11 protein-coding genes are annotated in these 10,568 nt (G+C 51.2%); 7 read left to right on the forward strand and 4 right to left on the reverse strand.

Annotation, left to right across the window (positions count from 1 at the left end):
• Positions 1–10: 10 nt before the first annotated feature.
• Positions 11–1,414, reverse strand: coding sequence for an amino acid permease (locus HY774_23775; GenBank protein ID MBI4751511.1), 1,404 nt, complete (start codon positions 1,412–1,414; stop codon positions 11–13).
• 226 nt (positions 1,415–1,640) lie between these two features.
• On the opposite strand from HY774_23775, the gene HY774_23780 reads away from it, so the two are divergent.
• The 5 genes from HY774_23780 (at position 1,641) to HY774_23800 (ending at position 4,407) form a co-directional block, all read left to right on the forward strand.
• Positions 1,641–2,240, forward strand: coding sequence for a sigma-70 family RNA polymerase sigma factor (locus tag HY774_23780; protein ID MBI4751512.1), 600 nt, complete (start codon positions 1,641–1,643; stop codon positions 2,238–2,240).
• A gap of 150 nt (positions 2,241–2,390) precedes the next feature.
• Positions 2,391–2,993 (forward strand): hypothetical protein, encoded by a 603-nt coding sequence (locus HY774_23785; GenBank protein MBI4751513.1) that lies wholly within the window; start codon positions 2,391–2,393, stop codon positions 2,991–2,993.
• Positions 2,990–3,535, forward strand: coding sequence for a hypothetical protein (locus tag HY774_23790; GenBank protein ID MBI4751514.1), 546 nt, complete (start codon positions 2,990–2,992; stop codon positions 3,533–3,535). The genes HY774_23785 and HY774_23790 overlap by 4 nt, the downstream gene beginning before the upstream one ends.
• 116 nt (positions 3,536–3,651) lie before the next feature.
• Positions 3,652–3,825 carry a hypothetical protein gene (locus HY774_23795; protein ID MBI4751515.1) on the forward strand — a complete coding sequence of 58 codons (174 nt, stop codon included), beginning with the start codon at positions 3,652–3,654 and terminating at the stop codon, positions 3,823–3,825.
• 24 nt (positions 3,826–3,849) lie between these two features.
• On the forward strand, positions 3,850–4,407 hold the full coding sequence (locus tag HY774_23800; protein MBI4751516.1) for a hypothetical protein: 558 nt from the start codon (positions 3,850–3,852) through the stop codon (positions 4,405–4,407).
• Positions 4,408–4,551: 144 nt separating this feature from the next.
• On the opposite strand, the gene HY774_23805 is transcribed toward HY774_23800, so the two are convergent.
• Together HY774_23805 and hemN are read right to left on the reverse strand one after the other, a co-directional pair.
• Complete coding sequence (locus tag HY774_23805; protein ID MBI4751517.1) at positions 4,552–4,962, reverse strand: hypothetical protein; 411 nt, start codon at positions 4,960–4,962, stop codon at positions 4,552–4,554.
• A gap of 191 nt (positions 4,963–5,153) precedes the next feature.
• The gene (hemN, locus tag HY774_23810; GenBank protein ID MBI4751518.1) at positions 5,154–6,521 is read right to left on the reverse strand and encodes an oxygen-independent coproporphyrinogen III oxidase; all 1,368 of its coding nucleotides are present in this window, start codon (positions 6,519–6,521) and stop codon (positions 5,154–5,156) included.
• Positions 6,522–6,899: 378 nt separating this feature from the next.
• On the opposite strand from hemN, the gene HY774_23815 reads away from it, so the two are divergent.
• On the forward strand, positions 6,900–7,409 hold the full coding sequence (locus HY774_23815) for an SRPBCC family protein (protein ID MBI4751519.1): 510 nt from the start codon (positions 6,900–6,902) through the stop codon (positions 7,407–7,409).
• Between the two features lie 209 nt (positions 7,410–7,618).
• Positions 7,619–8,080 carry a hypothetical protein gene (locus HY774_23820; GenBank protein ID MBI4751520.1) on the forward strand — a complete coding sequence of 154 codons (462 nt, stop codon included), beginning with the start codon at positions 7,619–7,621 and terminating at the stop codon, positions 8,078–8,080.
• Positions 8,081–8,155: 75 nt separating this feature from the next.
• On the opposite strand, the gene HY774_23825 is transcribed toward HY774_23820, so the two are convergent.
• A complete protein-coding gene (locus tag HY774_23825) occupies positions 8,156–10,402 on the reverse strand; it encodes a nitric-oxide reductase large subunit (protein MBI4751521.1) in 2,247 nt (748 codons plus the stop codon).
• Positions 10,403–10,568 lie beyond the last annotated feature (166 nt).

The following is a 10,568-nucleotide window of genomic DNA, read 5'->3' on the forward strand; positions in this document are numbered from 1 at the left end:
ACAAAAATATTTATCTCTTTTGGGCTCGGGTACCAGCAACAAAGATTCCCGTTCCAATGAGAAGCAACACAAATGTCAGCCCAATGATTTTCACAACCGCCAGCGCGGGGTTGGGTTCGCTTTCCGAAGGAATCGTCGCCAAAACAATCGAGAGCGCCGTGGTGAAAAATCCAAGGGCTCCGGCGATTATGGCAACCGGTTTTCCTCCAGGAACGCGCAACACGTCCGGGCCAGCCGGGAAGGATTGAACTTTGATCAACGCTGCAAACATAAACAGAAACGGGATGAAATTGGCGATGATTCCCATACTGACCAGCACTTCATAGGCTCCGCGAACGGTGGTTCCCGCCTGCCCCAAAAAAGCAAACACCGCCGCAACTCCGGCCTGCACCAGTAACGCGACATAGGGTGTTCCCCATTTCGGGTGAATTTTTCCAAACGCCGGCGGCAGGAATTTGTCCAACCCCGCAACAAACGCCAGTCGGGCCGTGGCCGCAAACCAGGCGCCGATACCGCCCAGCACGCTGATGGCCACCAGCAAGGCGACCAGTTCCGAGAGCCCGGAAACGCCAATCCGGTGTTCAACCTTGGAAACGGCCTGCAAAATGCCTTGCAAGCTGCTCACTTCTGATTGCGGCAGCGCCAGCAACACACTCAATGTTCCTAAAATATAAAGCCCGGTAATGACCACCGCCGCCGCGATAATAGCCCGAGGGATGGTCCGCCGGGCATCGCGGATCTCATCACCCATTGTCGAAGCACTCTCCACACCGCCAAAGGCAAACGCAATCGTGGACCAGAACACCACATCCTTGAGGTTGGTACTTGGAATCAGGGTTTTGAAGCTGATTTCGTTGGCCGAGCCAAATTTCCACCACGCCAGCCCACCGAGCACCATTACGATTCCAGTTGCCGTCCACAGGCAAACCGCACCCGCCGCATAGAGATATTTGGTGACATCAAGCCCAATCACATTCAACACCACGGCCAGCGTCAAACCAATCAGCGCGACTGAAATAAAATAGACGGGACTGGTTGACAGGTGTTGGAGCGAATCTCCACCGACAAACAGAATATTTGCGGCGACAAAATACAGCAGTCCTGGAAAATAGGGCAGATTTGATGCCCAGTAATTCCATCCAGTCATAAAGCCCGCATAATTCCCAAAGGCGCGCTTGCTCCAGATATACAGGCCGCCCTCTTCCGGATACCGTGATGACAACTCCAACACACAGAACACCAGCGGCACAAACAGTGCCAGGCAGGCAATCACCCAGATGGTGATGGCACTCGGCCCCGCCGCTGCCGCCGTCGCCAGCCAGCGCAGGTTAAATACCGTGATGACATAGAAAAAGAACACATCGCGAAAACCGAGTTCACGGCGCAAGTGCGCTGACTGGTCCTGATTTTCCATTTTTGCTGAATCCCGGAGATGAGGTTTGTGGTATGAACTACTGTAGCAGGATTGACCGCCAATTAAGAGGGTTCCGGGTTTATGTCCTTTTATGCCTTTCCTGAACCCTGAACCCTGAACCCCGAACCCTGGTTTTCAAACCCTGAACCCCGAACCCTGGTTTTCAAACCCTGAACCCCGAACCCTGGTTTTCAAACCCTGAACCCTAAACCCCGAACCCTAGATCATGGCTTCCGAACTCCGTTTCCTTTTTCCAACCACGGCCAGCGACCTTCAGGTCGTTCGAGCCGTGCTGGACGGAAAAGTTGAAGCCTTCGGGGTCCTTGTCGAGCGGTATCAGTCGCGGGTATTTAATCTGGTCAACCGGATGGTCGGCAACCGTGCCGATGCCGAAGATCTCTCGCAGGAGATTTTCTGCAAGCTTTACCAAAATTTGCATCGCTATGATCAGAGTCAACCACTTCAAAACTGGCTCTTGCGGATTGCCAGCAATCACACGATTAACTTTCTGAATCAACGTCGGGTACCAACCACACCGATTGACCGCGAAGATTCCCAGGGTGAGATTCACCCGCTCCAACTCCCTGACCATTCACCAACACCGATTTCAAACCTGGAGCGTCGTCAACTTGGCGAATCTTTACTCGACGCGCTCCAAAAACTTCCGGAAACCTATCGCCTGGTGTTCATTTTGAAATACCTCGACGATTTGACCGCCGAAGACATCGCCGAAATTGTTGGTTCGCCGCGCAATACTGTGAAAACCTGGATTTTTCGCGCTCGTGACCTGCTCCGAACCGAGCTGGAAAAATCTAATACCATTTAGGGTTCAGGGTTCAAAGTTCAGGGAACTACACTTATTTCAATAGTTTAACCTTCCTGTAAATCAAGGACATGATTCCAAAATGGTATAACCAACTATGATGTCAGTACCACCTGCGTGAGTGGGTGGGAATTGAACCTTCTGAGATGTTGTATGAACTGCTCTGACGCCCGCGAATATCTGAGCCTGATTGAACTTGACGGAGACCGTGCCAGCGCATCGCTCTCTACGCGGGTGATTGCCGAAGCCCAGGTTCATCTGCGCGCCTGTCCAGAGTGCCAGTCCTGGCAGGCAAAAAACCAGCGGCTAGCAGCAGCTTTGCGGCAAATTCCACCAGAGCCTCCACCGGCAACACTCACTATAGATGTGATGGATCAAATCAGATTGCTGGCCGAGAAAACACCGGTTCGGGAAGCAATTCCGCAAATACAACGACCGAAAACCTTTGGGAAGTGGTGGATCAAACCTGGATTTCTGGCCCAGGGGCTGGCCGCCGCCGCCACGATTCTGTTTGTGTTTACGCCAGCCGGAACCGTCTTTTTCACTGGGCTGAGTCAGTTGATACAGGGCCCTGGACCAGCCCAGGTGGCCGGGAACCAGCCGTCTCTCTCTGATGGAATTAGCGAGACGTTTGCCAACATTGCCGGCCAGCTTCATTTCTCAGACTCATTGATAATTCTGGCCATTGTGGCGGTGGCCGTTCTGGGCAACAGCCTGTTGATCGCACTCAAGAAAAGAAAGTCGAACCGATTATGACTGGGCCTCAATTATTTCTGCTTTCAGGACTTATTATCTTTACCGGATGTGGACTCACTGCCGGTGTGCTGCTGGCGCGGATGTATCTTCGTCAGAGCATTGAACAACTCGATAAAACTGCCATCAATCGCTCAGGGATGTATCAATTTTTTGTCGGTCTGTTTAATTTTATTCTGCTGATGACCCTGGCCATCGTTGTGGCTCAGATTCCGGCCTTGCGGATTCTGGCGCTGTTGATCTTCCTGGCCATGACGTGGCTGACCTTCCTTGGACTGACTGCCCGGATGCGCCTGATCGGCCTGGACGTGATGCTGCTGCACAAAACCCCACGTGCGTCTGAAATCATCCAGGTGCTGGTTGGCGGTGCAATTGTGACACTGGTTGCGGCAACTCCACTTTTGGGAATATGCTTTGCTTGTTTCATTCTTATTCAAAGTCTGGGGACGGGTCTTCTCTGGCTGGTCACCCGTCGCAAACAGCAACTGGTTGAAACTGATCTCACGGCTCCGATTCGCCCGCCGGAAACGAAAATCTCGGGCTGAAGACTTCGGGCTTGGGGCGGAAGAACTGGTTTTATTTCATCCCTCATCTTTCATCCCTCATCCCTTGGATTGCCCCAAGCCCGAGGATTTTTCAGCCCCGTCAAAAAGGAGGATTTATGCGCAAACCACCATCACCCAAACCGCCGTCCACACCGCCTCCGAACCCGCCAATTTTGGGGGACACACAGCTTCCGCGACCAGTTCGCGAAGTCCTCAAAAAGACGACCACACTTCCCCAAGACAAGGCTGAGCCACTCCTGGAGCAACTCAAGAAAATCATCGTGAGGTAATCAATACCGTGAACGAGGCGCACCATGATTGAGTTCCTGACCCGTCGGAATGAGTTGAATTCAGTCATCGAAGGCAACGCCCGGCTGTGTTTTCTTTTACCAGTATTTAATACCCAAAAGGTGATGGCCGCCATTGAGTTCTGCCGTAAGCAAAGCGATGGGACCATCACCTTTTCGGACTATTATTTCCTTCATTTCTCAGGAGTTGCCAGTATCACGATTGGCACACTACAATCACAGTATTTCCCAAACGAACTCAAGGATGTTGCAACTCCGTCAATCCAATTGATGGAATTACTCCTCAGACAATTTCGGGACCAAATGATTTTTGAGTGGTATTGTTTTTATGCCAGAGATGAAGTCCTGGTTGAAAAGTTTACCCCTCGGCTTCATTTCCAGTTTGACTTCGCATCACCTGATGCTGGCGAGATGGCTGGCTTTTTAACGGATGTGTATCTGACTGGCTGGCAGGTTTGGATCAATTATTCGGAGCTAATGATTGAAAACCATCTCCGGCAATCGCTGACGATTGAACAATTTACGGAATCCGCACGCCGTTTTCTGGAGGGTACGGAAAGATGAAGTGGTTCAATATTGACCTGACCAACCCCAATCTTGATCAGAGAGACGTTCATAGTTCGAAAATGCAAAGCCACGGATTCAGACGTGAGCCCGAACCCGTGGCGAAAATACCAAAGCTGCGACAAGTCGCAGCACTCCAAATTTTCAGGCGATGCGGAAATACTCTTTCACACAGGCCACGATTTGTGTTTCCGTCAGTTCATCCGCCGGTTCAACATCCCGCACGTGTTCAAACAGTTCTTTATTTCGGGCCAGATGTTTATTGAATTCGAGTTTGGCTTCTCCGGGTCCACAAATGTAAATCGCATCGGTTGGCGGCAGCAGGGACTCCACTTCGGAGTAAAATTTCTCACAGTGCTGCGTAAATTTCCGAGCGACCCGGCCTTCAGAAACAATTTCCTGTGGTCCATATGGCGAAGCTGACCGCGAACCACCCGCCGTTCGAACGTGCTTTTCGACGTCCGATTCCACGACGGTTACCTGTTCGCGGCTGCCTTCAAAGCTCACAATGACCGCTTTTCGGTGGTCAATCCAGATTCCTACTTTGTGTTTCATAGGAATACCCCCTTTCGTTGATAGTCAGTAGTCAGTAGTCAGTAGTCAGTAGTCAAGCGTTGGGATTTTGATCTATTTGCCAGGCGTATGTAGTTCTATTTGTCCTGGTTACGAACTGTTTTTTCTCATGAATGAACTCATTGAAGTATCAGAAGGTTTGACTACTGACTACTGACTACTGACTACTGACTTCATAAAGTCTTCGAAAACCGTTGTTCAACCGGTTTCTTCAAGTAGGCGTCAAAGATCATTGCAATATTCCGGATCAGAATTCGCCCAAGCGGTGTCGCTTCGATTCGATCAGATGACACTGTAACCAGTTGATCTTGTTCGAGTTCGGTCAATGTTTCGAGTTCAGAAGCAAAATAACGATCAAAGCTAATCCCAAACTCTTGTTCAATTTCCGACTTCACCAGCAACGTGTGGCACAAAATGCGGCTGATGACGGCCCGGCGGAGTTTATCGTCATCAGTCAACTGGCATCCGCGCATCAATGGCCAGGCTGCGGTGTGTGCGGTTTCATAGTAATTTGGCAACGTGTGCCAGTGTTGAGCGTAGGTGTCTTCCAGACCACTGATTGAACTCATTCCAAAACCAAACAAATCACAATTTGCCTTCGTCGTGTAGCCCTGGAAATTTCGATGGAGCGTCCGGTCATCCTGGGCACGGCATAATTCGTCCTTTTCCAGCGCAAAGTGATCCATCCCGACATAGCGATAGCCGGCTCCGGTCAATTTAGCGATGGCCTGAGTAAAAATCTCAAATTTGACTTCGCTCGGCGGCAGGTGCTTTTCCAGAATTTTTTGCTGGCGCTTCATCCAGGGCACGTGGGCATAACTGAAGAGCGCAATTCGATCTGGTTGAATTTCAATGACTTGATCAACCGTCGCCAGGAAGCTTTCAAGCGTCTGGTGCGGCAAGCCATAAATTAAATCAATGTTGATGCTGTCAAACCCAAGGTCACGGCAGGTGTCGTTCAACTGCTTGACCATGGCATAAGATTGAATCCGATGGACTGTTTTCTGGACCTCGGGGCTAAAATCCTGCACGCCCAAACTGACTCGATTAAAGCCTAATTCACGGAGCGTCCGGCAATGTTCAGGTGATGTCACCCGTGGGTCAATTTCGATGCTGATTTCTGCCGTCGGTGAAATCCGGTACTGGCTGGAAATCGCGCCGTAAAGGTCAGCCAACTGATTCGGGGTCAGAAATGTTGGCGTCCCGCCGCCGAAGTGAATCTGCTCAACCTGACGCCCGGCATCCAGATGCTCGCTCACCCAGCCCACTTCGCGCTTGATTTGTGCCAGATAGGGTTCGACGACGGCATGATTTTTGGTGATGACCGTCGTGCAGGCACAGTACAAACACAACGACTCACAAAACGGAAGGTGAAAATAGAGCGACACCGGGCGCGGCTGTTCACCCTGATTGGTTCGCGCAATGGAGTGCTCAAAATCTTCCACCCTGAAGTCAGTGGACCATTCCGGAATGGTCGGGTAGCTCGTGTACCGTGGTCCTGGTCGGTTGTATTTTTGGATCAGGTGAAACGGTACGTTCATCGTCGCCCCACCGAACGTCAGTTGTGCAAGCTGTGCAGTAGACATTGGTAAATTTTCCTCACCGGAAGAATGAATTACGAATGATGAATTATGAATTATGAATTATGAATAGGATAAATCATTAAAAATCAATTAAATAGCCTCTCCATAACCCAACTTTCAGATTCAATAAGAATTTGTTTTCATGCTGGCTCGTGCAATTCCTGTACCACCACAGAACAAACTGGCGGTAGAGTTCAGGGAAAAAAGCTCTCATCAATCTTGAGGAAGTAAGACTTTCTGAAAATCCGGGCTTGCATTCGCCACAGATTGAAAGATTATTCATAATGTATTCTCTGAACCCCGACCCCTGAACCCTGAACCCTGAACCCTACGACTATGAACATTTTAAACATCCACGAGCGCCGACTTGAGGCGACCTGCAGTCAGGTCGGAGCATTGATTGACACGCTGGCTTCACCTGGTGATCGGCTTTGGCCTAAACGGCTCTGGCCACCAATGAAATTTGATCGTCCACTTGGTGTTGGCGCCAATGGCGGGCATGGTCCAATTCGGTACTATGTCGAGGAGTACACCCCAGGGAGTTCAATCAAATTTCGGTTCACTGGTCCGAAGGGCTTGAATGGATTCCATATCCTTGAAGTCATTCAGGGTCTGGAAAATACCGTCATTTTGCGGCATACCATTGATATGACAACCCACGGCACAGCAATCATTCTCTGGCCGTTGGTGTTTCGCCATCTTCACGACGCATTAGTGGAAGATGGCTTTACCGTTGCGGAACAATCACTTGGACTCCCGTTGAATGTGCAACCCTGGTCGCTGTGGGTAAAGATTTTGCGATGGTTTCTGACGGGCGGGAACCCCCAGCCGCAACGGTTTTCTTGAATGGGGAAAAGTTGGATTTCGCCCGGCAGGGCGCCGGACAGTAGCCGGTGGGCAGCCTGCTTTGAGGCGCACCCACCGGAACACGGACCGTGAAGTGTTCGCGCCCGGTAGGGCGCTGCAAAAGAAGTCCGGTCATCAAAGAATGAGTGTCGCCAAACTTGAAGTTGATCCAGCGCCCATCCGGGCGAAACCTCTACTTGAGAGGCTTTATGAATCACAAATCCACTCTGGTAATTCTTCTCATCTTGCTTTTGACAGGTTGCACAACTGAACCACCGATTGAACTGGTTCCGCTTAAAGACGGCCCTCCAATGCCGAAGGCGCATGAAGGAATTGAAGCCCGCCAGTGGTTAACACAGCATTCAACGAATTCTCAAATGATTTTAAACCGGTTTCGAACCGTCGAAGAGGCTCATAAATTTGTTGATCGGCTATATCAAGCTGGAGCCGATGGAGTTGTCATTCCCTACCAGTACATCAACCAACTGAAAGAAGCATCAGACAAAAACTCTCTGGAAACGGCTGAAATGGCGGTTGTTTTGCCTCTTGACAAAACAACCGCCAACACAGTGTATCAGGCTTGTTTGACCGAAGAACCCAGAGCTGAAATTGCTCCCTTGATTCCCTGCGAAGGCCGATCAGTTGTGGTGATCATTTGGGAGAAAAAGTAATGATCCTGGTGACCAATCCCCGCCTGAAGGCGGATCTCTGAACTTCTTCAGCCCCAAGCCCTCAGCCCCAAATCCTCAGTCTCCCGTATTCGGCTGAGCCTGACCAACCGGCAGATGTGGCCGGTGCGAAGGCTCTTCGACCAGTTGTGCCGATGGACGGTCCACAAAGTACCGGAACACAAACCATCCGAGCGCAAACACGCCGACTGAAAACAGGGTGTCTCCGATCACACGCAGCCACCGCAGTTTATCCATCAGACCGGTTTGTAAAAATTCCGCCGAACGGGCATACCACGTGCCATGTTCAATGGCGGCCCAGGTCTGGAGCAATCCAATCGGAAGCAAACTCAACACCACCATTAAGATCAGCCCCAGGTTGATGGACCAGAAGGCCACCGCCAGCGATTTGGTATGCCAGACCTTTTCCGGCTGATAGGCTCGCAGGCAGAACAGCATCAATCCAATCCCCAGCATTCCATATACTCCAAACAGCGCCGTGTGGCCGTGAACCGGCGTTAAGTTCAATCCCTGCATATAGTACAGCGCAACTGGCGGATTGATCAGGAAACCAAACAACCCGGCACCAACCAGATTCCAAAATGCCACGCCAACAAAGAAGTAAATCACCCAGCGATAGGCAGCGAGCCATTCAGCCGCTTTTGAGAGGCGCAGATTTTCCCAGGCTTCAAAACCGACCAGCACCAGCGGCACAATTTCCAGCGCGCTAAACGTTGCGCCCAGGGCCAGCACCATCGTTGGCGTCCCAGTAAAGTACAGATGGTGGAATGTCCCGATAATGCCTCCGGTCAAATAGATGATGGTTGAAAACAACACCGCTTTGGTTGCGGTTTTGATGGATAATAATTGAAGCCGCGTAAACAGGAAGGCAATCACCACTGTGGCAAAGACTTCAAAGAACCCTTCGACCCACAGGTGAACCACCCACCAGCGCCAGTATTCCGCCCGCACAATGTGGCTATGTTTGCCATACATCAAACCGGCGCTGTAGAAGAGCGGAATGGCAATACTCGCAATCACAAACAATGTCAGGAGCGATTTAGCTTCTTTCGCTGCCAGCAAAGCCGGTTTAATCGCACGCCAGACCAGCCACAACCAGAACACCATCCCGCCCAGGAGCGCAATCTGCCAGAACCGCCCAAGGTCAACGTATTCATAGCCTTGCGTTCCAAACCAGAACCACAATTCACCTAACTTTTGATGCACACCCAAAAGCTCTCCGATGAGCGAACCACCGACCACGAAAATGAGCGCCCCAAACAGAATGTCCACGCCAAGCTTCTGTCCTTTGGGCTCGCTGCCGCCAATTGCCGGCGCGACAAACAATCCGGTCGCCAGCCACGAGGTCGCAATCCAGAACAACCCAATCTGGAGATGCCAGATCCGGGCCACCGAATACGGCAAATATTTGGCCAGCGGAATGCCATAAAAGCCGTTGCCTTCGACGCCATAGTGCGCCGTAATCGCCCCCATAATCACCTGAACCACAATCAAGGCCGTGACAATGATGAAGTATTTCATCGTGGCACGTTGTGAAGGCGTCACATTCATTCCAAGCAACGGGTCGCGAAGCGGTATTTCGTTTGATTCAGATTCCTTTTTCTCTGATCCCATATACCAGACCAGTGCACCAATCCCGGCCAGCAATAAAATGATACTGAAGATGCTCCACATCACGGCACTGGCGGTTGGGACGTTGCCAATCAACGGTTCGTGCGGCCAGTTGTTGGTGTAAGTAATGGCTTCGCCGGGACGGTTAGTTGCGCATACCCACGAAGTCCACCAGAAGAACGTACTCATTTCCCTGCCTCTGGTCGCATCGGTCAGCGCACCAGGAGGGATCGCGTAGGCGTCTTTGCCGCTGGCGAAAACACCTTTGTAGTACTGGGACAACACTGTGAAAGCTTCGGCCCGAACTCGACTCACTGTGATTTGTTGTTTGACGGGATCATAGGTATTGGTTCGGAGTTCCTGTTTTAACCGTTCCCGAAATGCCGCCTGTTGTTCGGCTGACAAACTGGCATAGTCAGTTCCATTGGCTTCCCGTGACCAGCGATTGAGAATGTATTCGGCTTCCCGATGGAGCCAGTCGGCTGACCAGTCGGGCGCGACATAGGCCCCATGTCCAAAAATCGAGCCAATTGATTGTCCGCCAAGCGACTGCCAGACGGCCTGCCCGCGCTGAATTTCTCCGGGAGCAATGACTTCCTGACCATCAACCGAGACAACGCGAATCGGAATCGGCGGGGCTTCGGAAATGGTTTTGTATCCGACACCACCCAGTACCGCGAACGAAATCGCCACGACACAGCCAAGCGTGATCCAAAGCTTTTCTTTCTGTCACAAATCCTGTGATCAAGATTAGGCAGCCAAATCCTCGAAATCCCATAAGGAAGGCCATTGTTGGTTGAGTTCAACGACTTTCAAAACGGCGAGGGCTTTACTGCCCGTGCGACTCCAGCTCATGGCA

The organism is Acidobacteriota bacterium, assembly GCA_016208495.1.
Classification (GTDB): Bacteria; Acidobacteriota; Blastocatellia; order Chloracidobacteriales; family Chloracidobacteriaceae; genus JACQXX01.

Excerpts from the sequence above, each read along its gene's own strand:
- hemN (MBI4751518.1), bottom strand. The coding sequence starts at position 6,521 with ATGAACGTACCGTTTCACCTGATCCAAAAATACAACCGACCAGGACCA.
- HY774_23800 (MBI4751516.1), top strand. The coding sequence starts at position 3,850 with ATGATTGAGTTCCTGACCCGTCGGAATGAGTTGAATTCAGTCATCGAA.
- HY774_23805 (MBI4751517.1), bottom strand. The coding sequence starts at position 4,962 with ATGAAACACAAAGTAGGAATCTGGATTGACCACCGAAAAGCGGTCATT.
- HY774_23820 (MBI4751520.1), top strand. The coding sequence starts at position 7,619 with ATGAATCACAAATCCACTCTGGTAATTCTTCTCATCTTGCTTTTGACA.
- HY774_23785 (MBI4751513.1), top strand. The coding sequence starts at position 2,391 with ATGAACTGCTCTGACGCCCGCGAATATCTGAGCCTGATTGAACTTGAC.
- HY774_23775 (MBI4751511.1), bottom strand. The coding sequence starts at position 1,414 with ATGGAAAATCAGGACCAGTCAGCGCACTTGCGCCGTGAACTCGGTTTT.
- HY774_23790 (MBI4751514.1), top strand. The coding sequence starts at position 2,990 with ATGACTGGGCCTCAATTATTTCTGCTTTCAGGACTTATTATCTTTACC.
- HY774_23815 (MBI4751519.1), top strand. The coding sequence starts at position 6,900 with ATGAACATTTTAAACATCCACGAGCGCCGACTTGAGGCGACCTGCAGT.
- HY774_23795 (MBI4751515.1), top strand. The coding sequence starts at position 3,652 with ATGCGCAAACCACCATCACCCAAACCGCCGTCCACACCGCCTCCGAAC.
- HY774_23780 (MBI4751512.1), top strand. The coding sequence starts at position 1,641 with ATGGCTTCCGAACTCCGTTTCCTTTTTCCAACCACGGCCAGCGACCTT.